General features: G+C 43.8%; 18 protein-coding genes. 10 read left to right on the top strand and 8 right to left on the bottom strand.

Annotated elements, in window-relative coordinates; genetic code table 11:
* The 4 genes from MKY52_RS13520 to MKY52_RS13505 all read right to left on the bottom strand — a co-directional run bounded on the left by MKY52_RS13520 (position 1) and on the right by MKY52_RS13505 (position 5,834).
* Positions 1 to 1,023: an ABC transporter substrate-binding protein gene (locus MKY52_RS13520; protein WP_341051718.1), complete on the bottom strand. Its 1,023-nt coding sequence runs from the start codon at positions 1,021 to 1,023 to the stop codon at positions 1 to 3.
* A gap of 205 nt (positions 1,024 to 1,228) precedes the next feature.
* On the bottom strand, positions 1,229 to 2,068 hold the full coding sequence (licT, locus tag MKY52_RS13515) for a BglG family transcription antiterminator LicT (RefSeq protein ID WP_341051716.1): 840 nt from the start codon (positions 2,066 to 2,068) through the stop codon (positions 1,229 to 1,231).
* 279 nt (positions 2,069 to 2,347) lie between these two features.
* Positions 2,348 to 4,213, bottom strand: a complete 1,866-nt coding sequence (locus tag MKY52_RS13510) for a beta-glucoside-specific PTS transporter subunit IIABC (protein ID WP_341051714.1) — start codon at positions 4,211 to 4,213, stop codon at positions 2,348 to 2,350.
* A gap of 208 nt (positions 4,214 to 4,421) precedes the next feature.
* Positions 4,422 to 5,834 carry a glycoside hydrolase family 1 protein gene (locus MKY52_RS13505; protein ID WP_341051712.1) on the bottom strand — a complete coding sequence of 471 codons (1,413 nt, stop codon included), beginning with the start codon at positions 5,832 to 5,834 and terminating at the stop codon, positions 4,422 to 4,424.
* 113 nt (positions 5,835 to 5,947) lie between these two features.
* Here MKY52_RS13505 and MKY52_RS13500 point away from each other — a divergent pair, with 113 nt between their 5' ends.
* From MKY52_RS13500 to MKY52_RS13475, 6 genes are all read left to right on the top strand, one after another.
* On the top strand, positions 5,948 to 6,916 hold the full coding sequence (locus MKY52_RS13500; RefSeq protein WP_341051711.1) for a LacI family DNA-binding transcriptional regulator: 969 nt from the start codon (positions 5,948 to 5,950) through the stop codon (positions 6,914 to 6,916).
* A gap of 93 nt (positions 6,917 to 7,009) precedes the next feature.
* Positions 7,010 to 7,681 carry a response regulator transcription factor gene (locus MKY52_RS13495; protein ID WP_341051709.1) on the top strand — a complete coding sequence of 224 codons (672 nt, stop codon included), beginning with the start codon at positions 7,010 to 7,012 and terminating at the stop codon, positions 7,679 to 7,681.
* On the top strand, positions 7,678 to 8,757 hold the full coding sequence (locus MKY52_RS13490) for a HAMP domain-containing sensor histidine kinase (protein WP_341051707.1): 1,080 nt from the start codon (positions 7,678 to 7,680) through the stop codon (positions 8,755 to 8,757). Before MKY52_RS13495 ends, MKY52_RS13490 begins: the two co-directional genes overlap by 4 nt.
* The gene (locus tag MKY52_RS13485) at positions 8,754 to 9,239 is read left to right on the top strand and encodes a GNAT family N-acetyltransferase (RefSeq protein WP_341051705.1); all 486 of its coding nucleotides are present in this window, start codon (positions 8,754 to 8,756) and stop codon (positions 9,237 to 9,239) included. The genes MKY52_RS13490 and MKY52_RS13485 overlap by 4 nt, the downstream gene beginning before the upstream one ends.
* Before the next feature lie 130 nt (positions 9,240 to 9,369).
* A complete protein-coding gene (locus MKY52_RS13480) occupies positions 9,370 to 11,127 on the top strand; it encodes an ABC transporter ATP-binding protein (RefSeq protein WP_341051704.1) in 1,758 nt (585 codons plus the stop codon).
* Positions 11,127 to 12,887, top strand: coding sequence for an ABC transporter ATP-binding protein (locus MKY52_RS13475; protein ID WP_341051703.1), 1,761 nt, complete (start codon positions 11,127 to 11,129; stop codon positions 12,885 to 12,887). The genes MKY52_RS13480 and MKY52_RS13475 overlap by 1 nt, the downstream gene beginning before the upstream one ends.
* A 72-nt stretch (positions 12,888 to 12,959) precedes the next feature.
* On the opposite strand, the gene MKY52_RS13470 is transcribed toward MKY52_RS13475, so the two are convergent.
* Together MKY52_RS13470 and MKY52_RS13465 are read right to left on the bottom strand one after the other, a co-directional pair.
* Positions 12,960 to 13,748, bottom strand: a complete 789-nt coding sequence (locus tag MKY52_RS13470) for a TrmH family RNA methyltransferase (protein ID WP_341051702.1) — start codon at positions 13,746 to 13,748, stop codon at positions 12,960 to 12,962.
* Between the two features lie 269 nt (positions 13,749 to 14,017).
* Entirely contained in the window at positions 14,018 to 14,677 is a 660-nt protein-coding gene (locus tag MKY52_RS13465) for a potassium channel family protein (protein ID WP_341051699.1), read from the bottom strand.
* A gap of 136 nt (positions 14,678 to 14,813) precedes the next feature.
* Between MKY52_RS13465 and MKY52_RS13460 the strand changes: the two genes are divergently transcribed.
* Positions 14,814 to 15,050: a small acid-soluble spore protein SspI gene (locus MKY52_RS13460; protein WP_042191747.1), complete on the top strand. Its 237-nt coding sequence runs from the start codon at positions 14,814 to 14,816 to the stop codon at positions 15,048 to 15,050.
* A gap of 98 nt (positions 15,051 to 15,148) precedes the next feature.
* Here the strand turns inward: MKY52_RS13460 and MKY52_RS13455 are convergent, their stop codons facing one another.
* A complete protein-coding gene (locus MKY52_RS13455; RefSeq protein WP_042191749.1) occupies positions 15,149 to 16,747 on the bottom strand; it encodes a peptide chain release factor 3 in 1,599 nt (532 codons plus the stop codon).
* Positions 16,748 to 17,783: 1,036 nt separating this feature from the next.
* On the bottom strand, positions 17,784 to 19,334 hold the full coding sequence (gene zwf, locus MKY52_RS13450) for a glucose-6-phosphate dehydrogenase (RefSeq protein ID WP_341051698.1): 1,551 nt from the start codon (positions 19,332 to 19,334) through the stop codon (positions 17,784 to 17,786).
* Between the two features lie 352 nt (positions 19,335 to 19,686).
* Between zwf and MKY52_RS13445 the strand changes: the two genes are divergently transcribed.
* From MKY52_RS13445 to MKY52_RS13435, 3 genes are read left to right on the top strand one after another with little or no spacing between them, the layout of a single operon-like run.
* Positions 19,687 to 21,114: a spore germination protein gene (locus MKY52_RS13445; RefSeq protein WP_341051697.1), complete on the top strand. Its 1,428-nt coding sequence runs from the start codon at positions 19,687 to 19,689 to the stop codon at positions 21,112 to 21,114.
* 32 nt (positions 21,115 to 21,146) lie between these two features.
* Positions 21,147 to 22,241 (top strand): GerAB/ArcD/ProY family transporter, encoded by a 1,095-nt coding sequence (locus MKY52_RS13440; protein ID WP_341051696.1) that lies wholly within the window; start codon positions 21,147 to 21,149, stop codon positions 22,239 to 22,241.
* Positions 22,238 to 23,365, top strand: a complete 1,128-nt coding sequence (locus MKY52_RS13435; RefSeq protein WP_341051695.1) for a Ger(x)C family spore germination protein — start codon at positions 22,238 to 22,240, stop codon at positions 23,363 to 23,365. The genes MKY52_RS13440 and MKY52_RS13435 overlap by 4 nt, the downstream gene beginning before the upstream one ends.
* Positions 23,366 to 23,370: the final 5 nt, after the last annotated feature.

Genomic DNA, 23,370 nt, shown 5'->3' with positions numbered 1-23,370 from the left:
TCATTTCGTTAATGTATTTACTACTTCATCCACGATAACTTTGGAGGAAATCGGACCGCCAAACACCCAAGTAGTACTGCTCAATCCGAAGGTACGATTTTCTTTCATAAAGTTAAGACCGTTCCACACGGAGTTATCCTTCAGTTCTTTCGTGAAAATATTATCATCCTTCTGAACGATATACATCAGGTTAGTATCCTGAACAGCCGGCAATGCTTCAACTGTTGATGTAGTGAATCCGTAAGCTTCGAATTTTTCGGGTTTCCAGTCGTTCTTTAGACCAATTCGATCCAACGTTTGAACAGCTAGTGAGTTGTCTGTAAAGAGACGCAATGTTGCTGCATTCTGATAGCTGTAAGCTTGCGTCAGCACGTAATTCAAGCCTTCTTTACCTGCTTCAGCCAGCTTTGCCTTCGCTTCCGCATAATGTGCATCCAGGTCAGCAAGAACCTTATCGCCTTCCGCGGTTTTACCTACAGCCGCTGCAATTGTTTTGAAAGTATCTTCCATCAACGTATACTGATTGCCTTGTCCTTCTTCCGGATACAGACCGAAAATCAGTGTTGGAGCGATGCCTTTTAATTGATCATAAATTCCTTCGTGTCCACCCGTATTCGCAATAATCAAATCTGGCTTTAATGAAGCAATGGTCTCTAGATCCGGCTCGTCGCGTGAACCAACATCCGTTACGCTTGCATCGAGTGGTACTTCAGAAGTTACATATAACTTGTAGTTTTCATTATCGGCGTTCCCCACCGGCTGCATTCCGAGCGCAATAATATCTTCCGTAAATGTCCACTCCAGAACTACAACCTTTTGCGCAGGCTTATCCAGCTTAACCTCGCCTTTAGAATCTTTTAATACGATCGGACCGCTTGTAGATTCACTACTTGCGTTTTCAGAAGCTGGTTTGTCATTTGCTCCCGCGTTTGATGTTGAATTATTCTTTTGGTTAGTACCACAGCCCGATACTACCAATATGATAGCAATAACCATAAATAAACTAATTAACCTTTTGTGCATTCTCTTTATCCCCCTGTATATAACGCTCGAAGTTATATTCTATGATAATTGTTATCATTCTATTGATAATGATTATCATAGATAACATAATAGTTATCTTATACGTGATTCCACCGAAAGTCAAAGTTAAAATTTAATATAGAAGGACTTTTCTCTAAAAAAAATCCTAATAAATCAAGGGCTTCCTTGATCATCAGGATGTTTTCTACTCCATTTTTTGGTTTGTAATTCTTTCAATGTGTATGGTGAGATACAACATTTCATCATTTGTTAATTCACGATTGTATGTTTTATCAATATAGATTTTTATTTTCTCAACGCTGGCGAAAGCTTCTTTGTATTGCTCCTTCACTAAATTAAATAGGCCATTCTCATTATCTGGCGGTGGAGTGCCGTTGATGAGACGTTGGGCAAAAAATTTCAAGTGAGTGATAAACCGATAATAAGCGAGGGACTCTTCATCATACTCTAGTCTAAAATGATGCTTCACGATATTTAAGATGTCATTCATAATCTTCGTAATATTGACCATATTCGGCATCTCTTCATTCAGTTCAGCATTCACCAGATGGAGAGCAATATGTCCAGCCTCATCCTCGGGAAGCATAATGCCAAACTTTGAATGAATAATTTGAAGTGCAGCTTTCCCAACCTCATATTCTTCCTTATAGAACTTTTTGATCTCCCAAAGCATGGCGTTTTTAATCTTCATTCCTTTTGAGAATCGCTCTAACGCAAAGCTGATATGATCGGTCAGACTGATGTAGATACTATCATCCAGCATTTTACCTAGTTGCAGCTTGGCGAAATTGATAATCTCTTCTGAAAGCTCCATATGCTCTATTGGAATCTCAGAAAGCAGCGTTTTTAGCTTATCTGAAAGCTTTTGATTGCTTAAAGTGAAGATTTTTTCAATTTTGTCTTCTTCTAGATAGTCCCCTTGTTTTTTCTTAAAGGCAAGTCCTCTTCCCATGACTACCAGTTCAAAATTTTGATCATCTATGACAGTAACAACATTGTTGTTTAACACTTTTTCGATCCGCATACGGCAACCCCTTGTACCAAAAATTAAAAAAGGCAAAACCAAAAGTAACCATTAAACAAATGGCTTAACTTCGGGTTTTGCCTGCACGACCAGTAACAATCCACAATTATTAATTTATAAAAATCATACCATGGACTTATTTAATCGACAAGCATCTAGCAATCCTTTCCATTATGCGCAACTAGCTATATTTTTATTATGTTTTTCATAAAAAATCGACCTCTCAGCATTCAGACTAAGAGATCGATTTCGTGTTCATTCTTATGGTCAGCCACTAAATCAAACGACAACAGTCATCAAATCTTCGCCCGGCGAGATCGCTGCTTTCTTGGTGCCAATGACATCACTATAGTTAGCTGTATTGGTAATGATGATCGGTGTTGTGCTTTGATAGCCCTCATTTTTTATTTGTTCAAGATCAAATTCAATCAGTAGGTCGCCCTGTTTAACCGTTGCTCCTTCTTCCACTTTCACATCAAAGTATTTACCTTTTAACTTCACGGTTTCTATACCGATATGGATCAGGACTTCAACGCCATCATCCGATACGACTGCAATACAATGACCTGTTCTGAAAATAGTGGATACAACCCCGCTTACCGGGGAGTACAGCCTACCTTCTGAGGGTTCGATTGCCATCCCCTTGCCCATTGCTTCAGAAGCAAATGCAGCATCATCTACTGAGGATAAAGGGATTACGTTACCAGCTAGAGGACTTACAATAGTTGTACTTTTCACAGCGTGTGGGAGAATAACTTCGCTCTTTTCAGTATTCGTCTTTTCTTCTACACCATTCGATGTTTCTTCCACAGCATTCGCTTTCTTTTTGTCTTCAAAGCCAAAGAACATCGTAATCACCGTAGCCAATATAATCGTCCCAAGAGCTATGATCGCTTGAATAGCCAAAGGTGAGAATGCAGGAAGACTTAATACGCTAACAAATGCGAATACTTCCATTTTTACACCAGCAAGACCCGACATCGCTCCACCTAGACCACCGGCAATAGATACATAAATAAAAGTCCGTTTGTAACGTGTCAGCAATCCGTAAATAATAGGTTCAGTTACGCCTGAGAGCGCGCCAGGTAAAAAGGTACTTCCGGCCAATGTTTTCAGCTTTTTGTCTTTTGTTTTCAAGAAAATTCCTAAGGCGACACCAAGTTGAGCGAAAATAGCCATACCTGCCATTGCATAGATCGGATCTCCACCCTTAGCAATGTTTTCAAGAATAATCGGAACGAGTCCCCAGTGCAAACCGAGCACGGTCAGGTACGTCCAGGAAATCCCCACAATTGCACCCGTAATAATACCACTCTTACTGCTGAGGAACACAATAGCGTCTCCGATTAAGTTCCCTACATTCACTCCAAACGGTCCGAAAACCAAAATGGTTAAAGGAACAATTAACATCAAACATAACATAGGTACCAAGAACAATTGTAAATCCTTGTGTATAAATTTTCTTAGTTGCTTATCTAATAAAGCATATATACAGATGGCGATGAAAATCGGAAAAACGCTCGATGAATAATCCGACATTACTAAAGGAATACCTAGAAAATGTGGAGATTCAACACTGGCTAATCCCGTAATATTAGGTTCGAGTAAGGCCGCACCGATAGCGCCCCCTACATAAGCATTTACACCAAGTCTAATCGATAACGTAATGCCCAGGAAAATTGGCAGAAAGTAAAACACAGCATTACTAGCACCGGCTAGTACTTTGTAAGTCTCTCCATCCGCCGCTAAAACATTTAACGAAGTCAGTACAGTTAATAGCGCTTTCAACATACCCGCACCCGCTAAGGCACCAATTAAAGGCGAGAAGCTTCTAGAAATCACATCAAAAATCAGGGTTCCTATAGGTTTCTTAACCGTATTATCGCCAGAATTACTACTAGGGGATATGGATTTGCTTATCTCTTTATAGACATCAGCAACATGGGTACCCACAATGACTTGGAATTGTCCCCCTTTGCTAACTGCTCCAATAACCCCCTCCATTTTATCCAGCTTTTCTTTATCAACTTTCTGCTCATCATTAAGTGTGAATCTTAGTCGAGTAGCACAGTGAATTACGTTGTTAATATTTTTCTCTCCACCGACAGATTGAATGATGTCTTTACCCAGCTGTTCATAACTCATTATCCTACACCCCTTTGGTAACCGATAAATTAATCAATCGGAATTGAATGAACGCAAAAAAACCTAAATCGCATCTATGTACGAGAGAGAAATTCCCCGTAATCATAAATGAAACTTAGGTTTTGCCTGCTATGCAGTAGCAATCCTGATATCCGATTAATTGTTATTTACAAATTAACATGTTCAATTCATGATGTCAACCGACATCCTAGAACAGGTTCTGTCCATTTGATTCAATCACTTCTTTGTACCAGTGGAAGGACTTCTTCCGGTATCGTTCAAGAGTACCTGAACCATCATCATGACGGTCCACATAAATGAAGCCATAACGTTTCTTTAGTTCGGCGCTCGTTGCGCTAACCAAGTCGATGCAGCCCCAGCTTGTATAGCCCATGACTTCCACTCCGTCGGCAATAGCCTCCGCGACCTGAACCAGATGATCTCGTAAATAATTGATCCGATAGTCGTCGTTTATTACCTTTTCGCCGTTCCCATCTAATACCAGCTGATCGACAGCGCCAAGACCATTTTCCACGATAAACAGCGGTTTCTGATATCGGTCGTAGAACATATTCATAACATAACGCAAGCCTTGCGGGTCGATCTGCCAGCCCCATTCGCTCGCTTCCAGATACGGATTAGGCACCCCACCCAGCAGATTCCCTTCTCCTCTGATCTGTTTCTCTGGATCAGCCGTTTCACAAGTGCTCATATAGTAACTGAACGATATGAAATCCACAGTGTGCTTCAGAATCTCTTCGTCCCCTGGTTCAAAATGAATGTGAATCCCATTTTCTTTGAAGAACCGCTTCATATAGCCAGGGTAATACCCTCTAGCATGAACATCCGCAAAGAACATATTTTTGTGATCACTTTGCATTGCCTTGATCAAATCGTCCGGATGCGGAGTGAGCGGATAAATCGGCATACTGAGCACCATACACCCGATTTGGAAGTTTGGATTAATCTCATGTCCGATCTTCACAGCCAGAGCACTTGCTACGAACTCATGATGAATGGCCTGATACAGATCCTGCTTGCTCAATTTCTCCAACGGCGTATTGATCCCGCCACTCATAAATGGGAACTCAAGAATGGAGTTAATCTCGTTAAAGGTCAGCCAATATTTAACCTTGTTCTTGTAACGATTATATATCGTTCTCACATAGCGCTCGTAAAAATCCACCATCTTACGGTTAACCCATCCATCATATTCTCTTGCCAGATGTAGCGGAGTTTCATAATGGGAGATAGTCACCAGTGGCTCGATGCCGTATTTATGACACTCATCGAATAGGTCGTCGTAAAACTGCAGACCTTTTTCATTAGGCTCCAGCTCGTCCCCTTTTGGAAAAATTCGGGACCAGGCAATGGACGTCCGGAATACTTTAAAGCCCATTTCCGCGAACAGCTTAATATCTTCTTTATATCGGTGATAGAAATCGATTCCCACCAGCTTCATATTATCGTCGGTAGGAGCCTCTGTAGGCGCAGACTTAATCCCCTTCGGCATAACATCTTGGGTGGACCATCCTTTACCATCCTCCTGATACGCCCCTTCAAGCTGATTGGCTGCTACAGCACCGCCCCATAAGAATCCTTTTGGAAATTGCAATTCCATATTTTTTCCCGCCTTTGCTATTGTGATAGTATAGGATTACTGCTCTAATTCGAATCCTAAACCTTGGAACGCGTTACATGTCAAGTATTATTCATGCGAAGGAGAACAAACCGATGTCCACTCTTGACGAAATCGCTAAGCTATCGGGCTTTTCCAAAGCCACGGTGTCCCGCGTCCTGAACCAATCGCCTCATGTTAGCAAGGAGACTCGTGAGAAAATTCTCGCCATCATGAAAGAAACGGACTATGTTCCTAACCGGAATGCCATTTCTTTATCCAAAGGTCAAACACAACAAATCGGCATGATCACCATGGACCTAAACGAGCTTATTCTGAGTTTTATGAACAGCTTCGTCGAAATTTCAGGTCGTTACGGATACCAGACGATTATTTATACTACCGGCGGGGATAAGCAGAAGGAGCTTCAGGCTTTTGAAGATCTCAAAATGAAACGGGTCGACGCCCTGCTCATCCTGACCTCCGTCAACGAACAGAATGTTATCTCTTCTTACTGCAAATACGGACCCATCGTATCCTGGCAGCGTATGGACCATCCTGAAATACCGTCCGTTGCCATGAACCAATATGATGGATACACACTCGCTTTGGAGCATTTGATAGAGCGAGGGTATAAGCGCATCGCCAATGCTTTTGGCCGTCCCAGCAGCATTAATACCCACAGTAGACGCCTGGCCTATGAGCAAATCATGACCAAATATAATCTTCCCGTTATGGGGAAATGGTATTACTCTACGATTTACAGTATCCGCGACGGAGAGCAGTTGCTGCGCTCCCTTATGGATGAAACAGGCCGGCCAGATGCGATTCTGTGCTCCAATGATATGGTGGCAGCGGGTATTCTCAACGAAGCACGCAGGCAGAAATTGGACGTGCCCGGGGATCTCGCCATCGTTGGTTTTGATAATTCAGAGCTATCGCGAACTCTTGGAATCACGACCATTCTGAATCCGATTGCGGGACAAGCGGAGAACGCTTTTCTTCTGCTAGCTCCAGTGCTGCTTGAGCGGGATATGGAGCTGCAGCCACTTTCGTTTACATTGGTGGAACGGGAGACTACTTAGTTTGCCCAACTGCTAAAGACTTTGTCTTTAGCACTTTTATCAATTAGAATTATGGGGAAAAGGGTCAAATCCGAAACCTATTGGAGTGAAACCATGATTAAGATCCTCGTTGTGGAAGACGATAAGCATGTCAGAAAGTTGATGAACGCTGTCCTGAAACGGGAAGGTTATGAAGTGTTAACCGCTGAGAATGGAATCCAGGCACTGGATGTTCTTGAAGTCCAGCATATTGATCTAATTATTCTCGATATCATGATGCCGGGGATGGATGGTTATGAATTTGCCGAGGAGCTACGGAATGCGAACAACATGATCCCTATCCTCATGGCTACGGCCAAACAGCTTCCAGAAGATAAGAAAAAAGGCTTCCGCCTCGGAACCGACGATTATATGACCAAACCTGTAGATACAGAAGAAATGCTGTTGAGAATACAAGCCCTTCTGCGCCGCTCGCAAATTGTAAGCGCCCGTAAGCTTGTTGTTGGTAAAGTCATTCTTGATTTCGATGCGTTAACAGTAATTCGAGACAATGAAAAACAGATGCTTCCCCAAAAGGAATTCCTTCTCCTTTATAAGCTTTTATCCTATCCGGAGCGCATTTTCACTCGAATCCAGCTGATGGACGAAATCTGGGGGATGGACAGCGAGACTACGGACACTACGGTTAATGTACATATCAACCGCTTGCGGAAACGGTTTGAAAACTATCCGGAATTCGAACTTGTGTCCGTCCGCGGTCTCGGATACAAGGCGGTGAGAAAATGATCAAAAAGCTAAGCAGCAAAATCAGTCTGCCAATCTACTTCTCGCTTGCTGTATTCATTATTTTCCTCATTACAGTGTTAATCACCGGCATTCTGACCTACTTGTCCTTGGCCTTCGGCCTACTTGATGAGCGGATTCTTCAGGACAAAAAAATTCTCACCTTGATTATATTGATTGCCTGCATTATTATCGGCACCGTCACATCAGTAATTACCAGTCGCAGAATGCTGAAATCAATCCGCACATTTATTGATGCTATTGACCAGCTGGCCGGAGGCGATTTCTCCATGCGGCTGCAGCTCAAGCACCCTCCGGAATTCAAGATTCTTTCCGAGAATATTAACCGGATGGCCGAGGAACTGGGTGGCATTGAAATTCTGCGAACAGACTTTGTAAACAATTTCTCCCATGAATTCCGTACTCCGATTGTGTCGATTAAAGGGTTCGCTGAAATCCTGAAGGATGACGAGCTGAGTAAGGATGAACGGAATGAATATCTGGATATTGTTATCGAGGAATCTACCCGTCTGGCTACACTGGCCTCCAATGTATTGAACCTCTCCAAAGTGGAAGCACAGGCAATATTAACTGATCGACAGCCCTTCAATGTCGGAGAACAAATTCGCCAATGTGTCCTGCTACTGCATACTAAACTTACGAAAAAGCATATTTCCTTCAAAGCCAACGTACAGGACTATATGGTGCCTGGGAATAAAGAGATGCTGAACCAGGTCTGGCTGAATTTATTGGACAATGCGATTAAATTCACTCCCGAGCACGGCGAAATCGAAGTTACTATGAGGCAGATGAAAGATCAGGTTGAAATTACGTTCCGTGATAATGGAGCAGGCATCAGTCCAAGTGCACTTCTCAAGGTCTTCGACAAGTTCTATCAGCAAGATACCTCTCACTCTACTGCCGGTAATGGCCTGGGGCTTACGATTGTCCGAAAAATCATTGAGCTGCACGGCGGAACCGTCACCTGCGACAGTGTTCCAATGCAAGGAACCACTTTCACCGTGCTGCTCCCCGATTTTAAAAAGGTAAATAAAGAATTGGGGGTTACCAGTAAATGAGTGTACAATTCAAAAAACTGAGCGGCTTTAACCGGGGAATTCTCCTTGAATTATTGACTGATGCGTATTCATTTGATCGCAGATATGAACAAAGCTCTATTTCTGATTGGCAGGATTTTGACAACTTTTTCTTTGACCATTTACAAATTGCAGATAAAAATGCTTTTATCACAACTGTAAATGATGAACCCATCGGATTTGTGGTGTGGGACCCGAGAAACATGCCTGAGTATGCAGAAATCGGGCATAATTGCATTGCTTCAAAACATAAAGGCAATGGCTATGGTAAAATCCAGCTTCAAGAGGCGGTTAATAGAATCACCCAGAATGATGTAACAAAAATTATTGTAACCACGAATGACGATTTAAACCCTGCTCAACGGATGTACGAAAGTGTTGGATTCACAATGTATCAAAAAAGGAAAAGGGAAACTGGTGCAGATTTTATTGAAGAATTCATAGATTATGTGTATTTTTTATAAGAGACTATCCCAAGCAGTCATTCTATGGCTTGAGGGACGGTCTCTTCTTTCTTTTCATAGCAAAAGTTAACTTTCAGTTTATCATTCTCCGTTAAGATCATAGCAACGATAATGCAAAGGAGTCATTCTTATGTTGAAATTACTCAAGAATCTGGAACCCAAAGAATGGTTCTTATTCGGTATCAGTCTCATGTTCATTATCGCTCAAGTCTGGCTGGATTTAGAACTGCCTGACTACATGAGTGATATTACCCGGCTGATCCAGACACCAGGAAGCGAAATGAATGAAATCCTTGTCGCAGGCGGTTGGATGCTGCTCTGTGCTCTTGGCAGTCTGGCGACCTCGGTTATTGTAGCGGGCATTGCTGCAAGAATAGCAGCCGATTTGTCTGCAAGACTGCGTTCCAAATTGTTCGATAAGGTACAATCCTTTTCGATGGAGGAGATCAGTAACTTCTCAACAGCCAGTCTAATTACCCGTTCCACGAATGACATCACGCAAGTACAAATGCTGATTGTGATCGGCTTACAGCTACTTGTGAAAGCACCCATCCTCGCAGTGTGGGCGATACTCAAGATTTCAGGCAAAAGCTGGGAGTGGACTCTTACGACAGGTGCCGCGGTCGCATTGCTAGTAGTTATTGTCGCAGTCTGTATCGTGCTCGTCCTGCCTAAATTTAAAAAGCTGCAGCTGCTTACAGATAATCTGAATCGTGTATCCAGAGAGAATCTTAACGGTCTTCGTGTCATCCGGGCGTATAATGCCGAGGAATATCAAGAACAGAAGTTCGCTGTAGCTAACAACGAGCTTACCAGTACCAACCTATTTGCCAACAATGTAATGACCGTATTGATGCCGAGTATTACTTTGATTATGAGTGGACTCAGTCTCTCCATCTATTGGGTGGGTGCAGTGCTCATTCAAGCAGCCGAGGGTACTGCCAAGATGGGCTTGTTCTCAGATATGATCGTATTCTCATCTTATGCCATGCAAGTGGTTATGGCCTTTATGATGCTGATTATGATCTTTATTCTACTGCCCCGTGCTCAAGTATCGGCTAAGCGTATCAATGAAGTGCTAGAAACAGTACCTAGCTTGAAGAATGGATCAGTAACTCAATTCCCTGTGAAGCGAGAAGATGAAATTGAATTCAGGGGGGTTAGCTTCAAATATCCAGATGCAGAGGAATATGTGTTGGAGAACATCAGCTTCACGGCGAAGCAGGGGGAGACGGTTGCTTTTATCGGATCTACAGGCTGCGGGAAAAGTACACTTGTTAACCTCATTCCCCGTTTCTATGATGCTACAGAAGGCGAAGTGCTGGTAAATGGTATCAATGTCAGAGAATACGACCAGCAAGCGCTGCGGAATAAAATGGGCTATGTCTCTCAGAAGGCTGTTCTATTTGGCGGAACAGTGTCCTCCAATATTGCATTTGGTGAGAACGGATCCGGTCAGGTCCTCAGTTCAGATATTGTAGATGCGGTGTACACTTCCCAATCCTCTGAATTTGTAGAAAAGCTAGAGGGGAACTATGATGCCCATATCGCCCAAGGCGGAACGAATCTGTCTGGCGGGCAAAAACAGCGGCTGTCGATTGCCAGAGCGATTGCCCGGCGTCCAGAAATATTAATCTTTGACGATTCTTTCTCCGCGCTTGACTATAAGACTGACCGCAAACTGCGCAGTGAGCTTAAGAAAGACGCCAATGATTCAACGATGCTGATCGTTGCACAGCGTATTGGTACGATTAAAGATGCCGACAAGATCATTGTGCTGGAAGCCGGACGAATCGCAGGCATGGGAACCCATGACGAACTAATGCAGTCCTGCGACGTCTATCAGGAAATTGCTTATTCTCAGCTTACAAAGGAGGAGCTTGCATAATGAAAACTAAAAATAAAGGCCAGAATACATGGAGCAAGCTGCTCCGCTACTGCAGTAAATATGTTCCGGTTATTGTGATTGCGCTAATCTGCGCGGCAGCTGGAACGGTGCTCACGTTATTCGGTCCGGACAAACTCTCCGAGATCACCGACAAAATTACAGCTGGTCTTGCCGGCAGCATCGATATGGACGGCATTACTACCATTGGCATTACCCTCGTCGTAATTTACGGCGTCGGTGCGTTGTTGTCACTCTCGCAAGGCTTGATCATGTCGATTATTACCCAGAAGGTCTCGAAGAAATTAAGAACTGATCTGGCTCATAAAATGAACAAACTTCCAATCTCCTACTATAATAAATCGGCCACAGGTGATATTTTATCCCGGGTAACGAATGATGTAGATACCATCGGGCAATCGATGAATCAGAGTATTGGTAATGTCGTAACCGCCTTAGCTATGTTCGTCGGTTCGATCGTCATGATGCTGAAGACCAATGTAATTATGACCCTTACCGCTATCGTGGCAACGATCGTTGGCTTTGGCCTTATGGTGGTCATTATGAAGAAATCGCAGAAATATTTTGCTAGCCAGCAGGAGTATTTAGGTAAAATCAACGGTCATGTCGAAGAAGTGTACACAGGACATAATGTAGTTAAAGCGTATAATGGCGAAGCGCAGATGCGCACTACCTTCCAGGAATTAAATCAGGGACTGAAGAACAGCGCCTTCAAAGCGCAATTCCTCTCTGGGCTGATGCCACCCCTGATGGGCTTTATTGGTAATCTAGGATTCGTTGCCGTCTGTATCGTTGGAGGTGTACTCGCCATGAACGGTACGATTTCATTTGGGGTTATCGTCGCCTTCATTATGTATGTACGTTACTTTACCCAGCCGTTGTCCCAGATTGCCCAGGCCGCGCAGAGCCTGCAAGCTGCATCTGCAGCTGGCGGACGCGTGTTCGAATTTCTGGAGGCTGAGGAAATGGAAGACGAGAGCCACAAAGAGAACACACTGCCAACTGCTAAAGGTAAAGTGAAATTTGACCAAGTACAATTTGCGTATGAGACTTCAGAAAAACTGATTATCAATAACTTCTCGACAGATGTAAAACCTGGACAAAAAGTGGCGATCGTTGGTCCTACCGGCGCAGGCAAAACTACGCTGGTCAATCTGCTCATCCGGTTCAACGAATTAACGGGTGGAGAAATCTACATCGATGATACGCCGATCAGCAGCCTTACGAGAGAGAACATTCATGATCTGTTCTGTATGGTCCTGCAGGATACCTGGCTGTTTGAGGGTACCATCAAAGAGAACCTGATTTACAATCAGCAGAACATAACAGACGAGAAGCTTATAGAGGCTTGCAAGTCCGTTGGCCTGCACCGCTTCATTAAATCCTTAAGTGACGGATACAACACCGTACTGAACGATAAAGTTAATCTGTCCGCCGGACAAAAGCAGCAGCTGACCATCGCTCGTGCGATGCTGAAAGATGCGCCAATGCTCATTCTTGATGAAGCTACAAGCTCAGTGGATACCCGTACAGAGCTGCTGATTCAACAGGCGATGGATAAGCTTATGGAGGGCAGAACCTCTTTCGTTATCGCACACCGGCTCTCAACGATCAAGAATGCCGATGTGATTCTGGTCCTGAAGGACGGCGATATCTTGGAAAGCGGCAGCCACGCAGAATTGCTGGCTCAGAACGGATTCTATGCAGAGCTCTACAATAGCCAGTTTGAGCAGGCTTCTTAAAAACGACAAAAAAACTGCAACTCAATCATGAGCTTGCAGTTTTTTATCGTCCGTTCATTTTTTAGAAGAAGCTTATGCCTCTCGCTGTCTCATTCCCTCAAACAGCAAAATCGTCGCGGCCATCGCCGCATTTAGTGATTCAGCGCGGCCTGCCATCGGGATGATGATACTCTTGTCCACGAGTCGCGCAGTTTCCGGCGAAATGCCTTTGCCCTCACTGCCAATCAACAGCCACTGACTGCCGTGAAAATCATGCTGATAGCACGATTCTTCTCCCTGCAGCGAAGTACTTACCAGCAATGCCCCGCGTTCCCGGGCCTGTGGCAAAATCTCACTTAAATCTCCCTCCACCACCGGGAGATGAAACATCGAGCCCATCGTGGAACGAATGGTCTTCGGATTGTAGAGGTCGGCACAGCCTTGGCCGAGGATCACTCCGTCTGCTCCCGCTGCATCCGCGCTGCGGATGATGGTGCCGACATTACCGGGGTCCTGGACACCGTCCAGGACAACCACCAGACTATCCTTCTTCGCTAGGATAGCCTCTACCGCCTGCTGTTCCTTCCGCACGATGGCGAACACCGGCTGCGGTGTATTAGTGCTGCTGCATTTCGAGATGATCGCCGCTGTTACGCCGATCACATCCATGCCCTGAACGGACTGAAGATGCCCCTTGAGTTCAGCGGGCATTCCCTTGTCCAGGTCATAAGCAAGGCATTCCACATCCGCTTCAGCCAGCAGCGCTTCCTGTACCAGATGAACGCCTTCTACGATATATTTACGAGCCTTGTCACGGTGCTTTTTCTCCTGCAGCCCGGCCCACTCTTTAACCCGCATATTTTGCGGAGACATGATTTCCATAAAGTCTTCCTTTCTTATGCCTTGCCAGTTATTCTTGCTCTTATATCTTTGCTTTTTATCTTTATCTTTGTTCTTCTTCTCTTCTACTCCCCTATAAATCTGATGATTACGTTATGGAGAGGAAATTTGGAACTGTAGGAGCGTAAGCGTTCGCCTTTGTCTCGGGATTTTATCCGCAGCAAGCGGTTCAAATCAAAAAAATCTGGAGACAACAGCGACCGGAAGTCCAACTTTCCTCGGAATAACGCTTATCATCAGAATCTCCCCACCTACTGATACGCGATCTCCAGCTTCGTCAGGTTATCTTTATGCCCAACGATTACAAGGGTATCCCCATCGATCAAGCGATCCTCCGCGCGAGGGGAGATGTTCATCTCTTCACCTTGGCGAATAGCCATTACGTTACAGCCATATTTTGCACGGATATCGAGCTCTTGTAGATTTTTCCCGAGCATCGATCCGGATACCTTCATGTCCAAAATACTATAATCAGGCGACAGCTCGATATAATCTAATATATTAGGCGAAGCCAAATGATGCGCAACCCGCATTCCCATATCCCGTTCAGGATAAATCACCTTGTCTGCACCAATTTTCCCTAATACTTTGCCGTGCAGCTCACTTTTTGCTTTTGCGATAATTGCTGGTACACCAAGGTCCTTCAGGATTAAAGTTGTAAGAATGCTTGCTTGAATGTCCTCACCAATAGCCACAACCACCACATCAAAATTGCGAATACCAAGTGCGCGTAGCGCTTCTTCATCCGTTGAATCTGCAGATACGGCGTGTGTTACTATATTTGAAATCTCCTGTGTCCGCTGCTCGTCCGCATCAATCGCAAGTACGTCAAACCCCATACCGCTGAGTGCTCTCGCAACACTGGATCCGAAACGCCCCATGCCAATGATGGCATATTGTTTTTTGGCCATGTCTTATGTACCTCCCGTAGCATTTCTATATCTAAAACAGTATAGCATACACGAACAAAAACTTGAATTTCCAGCACCTATACAGGGTACATTAAAACGAAGTGAATATCACTATATTTCAAAAAGGAGGTACTTTATGTCGGTTACTATTGACTTACGCCAGGCGATTATTCATAAAGTGCATGGTCAATCTGAAGAAGATTTGCGGCATATGATCGAAGGCTCGGTAGACGGACCGGAAGCAGCACTCCCGGGACTTGGCGCCGTGTTTGAAATGATATGGAAGGACTTAGACACCGCTAAGCAAGATAATTTGGTTTCTATGCTCCATGATCACCTGGAGACGATTACTCCCGGGAATATCACGTCATAGGTAGCCGCAACTAGTCAAAAACCTCCGCTTTCCCATTGTGCAATTGCACGCTGAAAGCGGAGGTTTTTATTAACAATCAGAAAGTTGTAGCTTCCTTACTATAGCAATGCTTTTGGAGCCATCTCTAGGAACGTAGCTGTCGGGTTCTTATCCATCGCTGTCCGCATAGCATATTCATTCTCGAACAATACGACAAAATTGCCCTTCTTATCTGTAACTAGCGTAGAGTTAATACGGAACTTACTCGCATCCGGTTTAGCCTCATCTACGATCCAACGCGCGAACTGGTATGGCATACGCTGCAACTGAACATCCACACCATATTCACCCTTCATGCGGTACTCGAACACTTCAAACTGCAGCTGTCCAACTACACCGAGCAGAATATCGTCAAAGTTAACCGTACGGAATACTTGAATCATACCCTCTTCAGTCAGCTGATCGACACCCTTTTGGAACTGCTTCGATTTCAAAGCATTTTTAATACTCACTTTAGCAAAAATCTCTGGTGAGAATGTTGGCAGCTCATCGAATTCCAAATCTCCGGCCTGACTCAGTGTATCTCCAATTCTAAAAATACCTGGATCAAACAACCCGATAATATCTCCCGGATAAGCTTCCTCTACGATATCACGGTCTTGCGCTAAGAATTGTTGCGGCTGGGCCAGCTTAATGTCCTTACCCGCACGTACATGCTTCACGCTCATACCTCGTTCGAACTTTCCGGATACAATACGCAGGAAAGCAATCCGGTCACGGTGAGCCGGGTTCATATTGGCTTGGATTTTGAACACATAGCCAGTAAACTTCTCGTTCATTGGTTCTACCAAACCTGTAGTACTACGGCGTGGTTCAGGCTTCGGTGCCAGATCCAAGAAATTATCGAGGAAAGTTTGTACGCCAAAATTATTGATCGCACTACCAAAGAACACAGGTGTGAGTTCACCACTTAGTACTTTTTCATAGTCAAAAGCATCGCCTGCTACATCCAGCAGCTCCAGATCCTGACACAGTTGATCATGCAGATATTCCCCAGCCATTTCACGAATGATTGGATCACGATATCCGTCAACCTTTTGCACCTTGATTACGGAGTGATCGTCACCTTGGAACAGCTCCACCTGATTCTTCATCCGGTCATATACGCCGCACAGCTCACGTCCACTACCAATCGGCCAGTTCATAGGCACAGAGCGAATACCCAGTACTTGCTCCAGCTCTTCCATTAGATCAAACGGACTACGTCCTTCACGGTCCAGCTTATTGATAAAAGTAAAGATCGGAATCCCACGTTTCGCACATACCTGAAACAGCTTGGTCGTTTGGGTCTCCACACCTTTTGCCACGTCGATAAGCATGACCGCACTATCCGCTGCTGTTAGTGTACGGTAGGTGTCCTCACTAAAGTCTTGGTGACCCGGTGTATCCAAAATATTCACGCGGTGATTCAAATAATCAAACTGCATCACAGAGGAAGTAACAGAAATCCCCCGTTGCTTTTCAATTTCCATCCAGTCACTCGTTGCATGCTTGTTCGCCTTACGGGCCTTAACCGTTCCCGCCAGACGGATAGCACCACCGAATAACAGTAGTTTTTCCGTTAAAGTTGTTTTACCCGCATCCGGGTGGGAAATGATCGCAAAGGTTCTGCGTCTGTCCACTTCCTTTTGCAGCTTCTGATCTATTGCTTTGTTCATTACACATATCCCTTCATATATAAAATTCCTGCTTCTGCTTCAATTACACTGGGGTTATCTTCAAATCGGTGCTCTGCTCATCGTTCATACCCCTTCATTTCTGAATGAATAGCTATCTTAGGTCTAGCTCCAGTCCGCTTCAAGTGAAAGCATCCTCTAAAGTATATCAAAATCCGGCAGACATTATCTACTAAAAAGCTTTTGCAGCAAAATATCTCCCAAATCAGGTCTATATGCTGTTCACCAGTTCCCGTAGCTCAACAAGAAAAACGCCTGACTGCGTCCTTATTGCACTTAATCCCTAATAACAAGCCCATTCACGGGTGATTCAGGGCAGATAACAGCGCTAGCTCGTTTACGTTACCGGAGGCACACTGTATTCGGTTTTTCGCATACAATCGGCTCGTTTACGTTACTGGCGGCAACTTGTATTCGGTTTTTCGCATACATTCGGCTCGTTTACGTTACTGGCGGCACATTATATTCGGTTTTTCGCATACATTCGGCTCGTTTACGTTACTGGCGGCACATTGTATTAGGTTTTTCGCATACATTTGTCCGTAAGCTCGACTAAAACATGCATTTTGGAGGATAAGGTCCGTTCGATCGTCCCAAAGAGGTGTGTGTTAATTGAAAACAGGGCTCCCCATGGCCCCCCGTTGAATATAGGCCCCTCCCTTGATTTCGTTTCACATTTCTCCGCAGTCTCTTATAGTAAAATAGTTGTATTTCCTACACTTATTTGAAGTATTAGCATTTCCAATCGCCTTTAGTTGTATTTGATGCAATTAAAAATTCAATGTGCTAGCTTTTCGGCCTTATGCGGAGAAAATAGTTGCAGAGAATACACTTAAAAGACTAATTTCCACCCAATATGTGATTTTAATTGTACAAAGTGCAGTTATTTAAAAAATGCTCCTGTCGCCCGAGCGGCATTTGGAGCCAGAGTGACCTTGGGAGGCTGAGTGTTCTCTAATCTCAGCATTACAAAAAATCTCCCTGCATCCTCTGCAGGGAGATAGCATTAAAGCAAAGTTTAGTTATTCTTCAGCCATACTACATTATCTTCTTCCTGACCGTTTACCGGCCACCAATGGAAGCCATCCTGAGCAAGCAATTGATCCGCTTCAACCGGACCCCAAGTGCCGGCAGGATAAGCAGATAGATCACTCGACTCTTCCTTCCAAGCCTTCGCAATACGATCCACGAACGACCATGCAGACGATACCTCATCCCAACGAGTGAAATAAGTAGAATCTCCGCGTGCCGCGTCATGAAGCAAGCGCTCGTAAGCTTCCGGGGAATTGATTCCAACCAAGCAGCTCTGACAGAAGTCCATAGCGAGTGGTTGAATTTCAGACTCGGAACCCGGCTTCTTGGCATTAATCTTTACATAAATGCCTTCCATAGGGTTCACACGGATAACAAGCAGGTTAGGCTCCAGCGTATGCTTTTGTCCCAAATAAACATTGGTTGGCATTCCCTTGAACTCAACTACCACTTCCGTTGTCTTCACCGGTAGACGTTTACCTGTACGAATATAGAAAGGAACTCCAGCCCAGCGGAAGTTATCTACAAACACACGGGCAGCAAAATACGTCTCAGTACTCGATTCAGGATCAACCTTATCTTCCTGACGATAAGCAGGAAGGGTCTTTCCATTATGCAAGCCTTGAATATACTGTGCTCTCACGACGTTCTCACGAACCTCGTCAGATGTACCATAAGGACGAAGTGAACGAAGTACCTTCACCTTCTCGTCACGAATATCTTCTGCAAGCAGACGGCTTGGTGGTTCCATTGCAATCATAGTCAGCAGTTGCAATATATGATTCTGGCCCATATCCCGTAACGCTCCAGCATGGTCATAATAACCACCGCGCTCTTCAACACCTACGGTTTCGCCAAGTGTAATTTGAATATTGGCAATATGCTTATTATTCCAAAGCGGCTCGAAAAAAGCATTTGCAAAACGAATGACTTCAATATTTTGAACCATTTCTTTACCAAGATAATGATCGATCCGGTAGATCTCCTCTTCCTTGAACACCTCACGGATCTGCTCGTTCAGCTGCTCAGCTGACTCCAGATTATATCCAAAAGGCTTCTCGATGACGAGGCGATTCCAACCTGTGCTATCCAGCATGCCGCCAGCCTTAAGGTTGAACGAGACACTGCCGAACAATTCAGGTGCCAGCGCAAGATAGAACATCCGATTGCCCGGAATTCTAAACTTCTCTTCAAGAGCTTCTGTTTGAGCTCTTAATTCACGGAAGCCATCAATATCGTTGATGTCCAGAGATTTGTATTCAAAATGCTGTACAAACTCATTCCATTCACTCTCTTCTCCCGCTTTATAACGGCAGAATTCAAGGATGGATTCCTTCACATCACTTCTAAATTCTTCCTGAGTACGCGGGCGCCGCGCCACGCCAATTACCGCAAAATCATGTGCCAGCTTACCTTCACGGTACAAGCTGTAAATCGCCGGGAAAAGCTTACGCCGGGCTAAATCTCCGGTTGCCCCAAAGATAAAAAAGACAGCACCGGGTGTGTGCAGTGCATCAAGGGTTTGATTTTCAGCCATGGCTCCTCATCTTTCTGTATGTAATATAGTTTATTGACATTCTCAGCGTCGAGAAAACGACGTTATGTCATTTTAGCATATTCCTAAAAAGGATGCTATCAGATTCCTGACAAATACTCTCGGGATTTCGCAAATTTCAATTAAAATTTCTTATTACTAATTATACTTCACCTTATAGAACTATCTATATTGACGAAGTGTTTGTCACTTTATCCATTAATATAAGTGAATCGTTTTGTTTCTCAAGCTGTGCAGACAAACACCTATACCAATTAGTTACTTTCATTCAGGAATATTCTGCAAATCATTCGGGAACGTTAAAGGAAAATAACTCGAAAGTCGAGCGCCCTTAATGACTGACCAAACACAGATCTCATTCACTACTGTAGATCAAAACGCCGATTTCATCGAAGCAGCCTTGTTCTATTCAAATGATCTCAAAAAAAGAAGAATATCCTTTAACGGAACTGAAGGAATTCTCTTTTATCTAGAGTCCATGGCAGACATGGAACTGGTTGAGCAGAATGTGATTGCTCCTTTTCACAATAGCAAAAACAAAGAGCTTTCCAAACTATTTACAACGCTCAGCTTCGGTGTGGAAACAGAACTAAATAAAGGCATTCAGGGACTTATTAACGGAGGCTGCCTCTACTTTGTTGAAGGAATATCTGAATTTTATATCCTCTCTACTCCTGCCAAACACGAACGAACTATAACCGAACCTCTGAATGAAGCAGTTATTCGGGGGCCGCATAACGGTTTTATTGAAGATATGACGGTTAACTTATACCTGATCCGTAAACAAATCACCACTCCAAACCTTACTGTTCGCTACTTCACCCTTGGGAAAATCGCTCCCAAAAAGGTAGCTTTAATCTATATGGAGAACCTTGCCAAACCTGAATTAGTAAAAAAAGTAGAATCTAGAATAAAAAAAATCACTCTTGATTCGGTGCTCTCCACCGGCTTTATTCAGGAATTAACGGAGGATAATTCCTACTCTATATTTCCACAACATATCAATACTGAGCGCCCAGACCATACCTCCTTCTACTTACTGAAAGGATACGTCACAATCCTGCTGGATGGAGATCCCACAGCTCTGATTGTACCTGCCAGCTTCTTCACCTTCTATCAGACGCCGGATGATTATAGCAATCGATGGCTGATTGCTTCCTTTGTCCGTTTTATCCGTCTGATTGGTTTTGTAACAGCATTCCAACTGCCAGCACTCTATATTGCCACCGTTTCTTTTCACTCCAGCGTCCTTCCCTTGCAATTGTTCTTCACAATTCAAGGTTCACTGACCCGGATCCCATTCCCCCCATTGGTAGAAGCGATGCTGCTTGAACTCATATTTGAACTGCTGCGGGAGGCAGGGCTCCGTCTGCCCAGCCGTGTAGGTCAAACCATTGGGATTGTAGGTGGTTTGGTCATCGGGGATGCCATTGTTAAGGCTGGATTGGTCTCCTACGCAATGATCATCGTTGTTGCATTGACTGCCATATCATCCTTTCTCATCCCTTCCAACGAGATGAGCTCCGCGATCCGATTTATGCGGTTTCCACTTATGGTTGCTGCCTCTTTGTTCGGATATATTGGCATATCATTTGGGTTGACACTTATTTTTGTACATTTGTGTAAGCTTGAATCTTTTGGACAACCTTACCTTACGCCTCTAAGCCCGGTAAATATTCAAAGCTTGAAAGACACCTTCTTGCGCCTTCCGATATGGTCCATCCGCAAGAATACAAGCAAATCAGAGGCTGAAGAAGAATAATCATTTAATCTGAACTGACAGGAGTTATAAGAATGACTCAAAAAGAAAAAATGATAACGAGGGGGCAACTTTTCTGCTTTATGATTCAAGCCCAAATCGGGGTTGGCATTCTGTCTCTTCCCTTCAAGCTTAACGAAGCGGCCAAGGGTGGAGGAGCTCTCTCTGTTTTGATTGCGGGCATCATTACCCAAATTGTTATCATTCTTCTATGGGTTCTGCTGAAAAATTTCCCCGGACTCAACTTATTTACTATATGTTTAAAGCTCGGAGGTCCAATTATCGGTAGAGTACTTATAATCGCTTACATCAGTTACTTTGTTCTGCTTGGCTCCAATATTATGTTCAGTGCGGTAGAGGTGCTGCAGAGGTGGATTCTGCAATCCACACCAAGATGGGCTATATTAACCCTCTTTTCGATCATGACTCTCTATTTGGCAAGGGAAAAGCTTACAGTGTTGGCCAGATTCTATACATTGGCAACAGTTCTTTTTGTCCCGCTTATACTATTTGTCAGCTATGGTTTAACTCAAGCTCATTTTGAATTTATGCTCCCCCTTTTGGAGAACGGATTCTGGAATGTCGTGAAGGGAGCACAGGAATCAACTAAATCTATGTATGGTTTCGAAATGATGATGATCGTCTATCCGCTTTCCGAAGGTACAAATAAACAAAAATTAATGACCATTAGTCTAGCCAGTGGGTTCGTAACCCTGCTCTATGTCTTTGTGGTCTCTACCTGTCTAATGGTATTTAACTCCGAGCAAATCAAAATCATGCCCGAACCCGTCATCTACTTAGTAAAATCTCTTAACTTTTATATCGTGGACCGTGCAGATATCCTATTTCTGCCGATTTGGGCCATCACGCTTGTTTGTTCTATTGTTAGCTACTGTTACGCAGCATCCATTGGACTCAGTGTTTTATTTAGTCGAAAAAGCCATAAACATTTTGCTCCGTTTGTAAAAATCATTTCTTTTATGATCGCACTTGCACCTGTAACTCCTGCAGGTGTACATCTTTTTGATACAGCCGCTAACTATGCGGCCTATGTGTTTATTGCCGGATTATCGATGGTATTGCTGATGATTTCCCTATTTATGAAGAGAAAGCCAGGTGGTCTTGCATGAAGTTTGACATGAAATTCAAGTCGCATTTACTTTTAATTGCCCTTGTTTCTATCTGTCTTACTGGATGTTGGGACCGGGAATATTTGAAAGACCTGCATCTGGCTTATTGTGCTGCAATTGATTATACAGAGAACGGAGAGATCAAAGAAACCATCGAATTAATCATTCCCCCCGATATTGAGCAGAAAGCTACCAAGAATGAAATCCATTCGAGTATCGGATCGACTGTGCGCAATGCAAGCAATCAATTGCGAAATAAAGTTAGGGGAAACATTAGATTTATTAAATATGGGTTTGAGCTTATGGGAAGGACTACGGCTGAGCGTGGCCTGTACCCTATTCTGGATGTGAATTATAGGGATCCAAGCAATCCAACATCCAACGTTCGGCTAATTATTACGGAAGGAGAAGCTGCCCAAATTCTTGAGCAAAAAAAGGTTGGGGAATTAAAGATCGGGGAATTCATTAAGCAAAAGATCGATAGTCTGGAAGAAATGAGTATTTTTCCAAAAGAAACGGCAGATACCGTGTTCCGTTCCCTGATGGATCCAGGGCATGACTTTGCTCTTCCATATCTAGGTAGAGATGAGGGCGATATAATCACGAAAGGGGTGGCTCTCTTTCATGACCAGAATTACAGCGGAATGTTGAACCCCGATCAGTCAATCATGATGGTTCTGCTGATGGGACAACAGGGGAAAAATGCCCGCTTCACTAAGAAACTTGATTTGGGACATTCCGATGATATTCGGAATTTCATTACCATTAATGTCGGTTCAAAAAAAATAAAGCGAAAATTCAAGGTATCCGTTTCTGCTGATGAAAGCATTGATGTGAATTTGGGCTTAGAGCTGCAAGCCGTCGTAGAAGAGTTTACGGATGTACTCGACGAAAAAGAACTTAAAAAAGTCAATCAAGATCTTTCGGATTTGCTTACAAAGGAAGCAAAGACAGTTGTTAATGAAATCCAAAAGGCAAACTGTGATATCTTTGGTGTAGGAAGAAAACTTATTGCTTATCATCACAATGTCTGGAGCAACAAAAATTGGTCTGAGGATTACCGGAAAGTAAAATTCCATACCAAGGTTGATGTTAAAATTGTAAGTACGGGCATTCTACAATAGATCCT

This window comes from Paenibacillus sp. FSL P4-0184 (assembly GCF_038004625.1).
In the GTDB taxonomy this organism is placed as follows: Bacteria; Bacillota; Bacilli; order Paenibacillales; family Paenibacillaceae; genus Paenibacillus_AQ.
The sequence above is the reverse complement of the archived record's forward strand: the minus strand, read 5'-3'. Positions and strand labels throughout refer to the sequence as shown.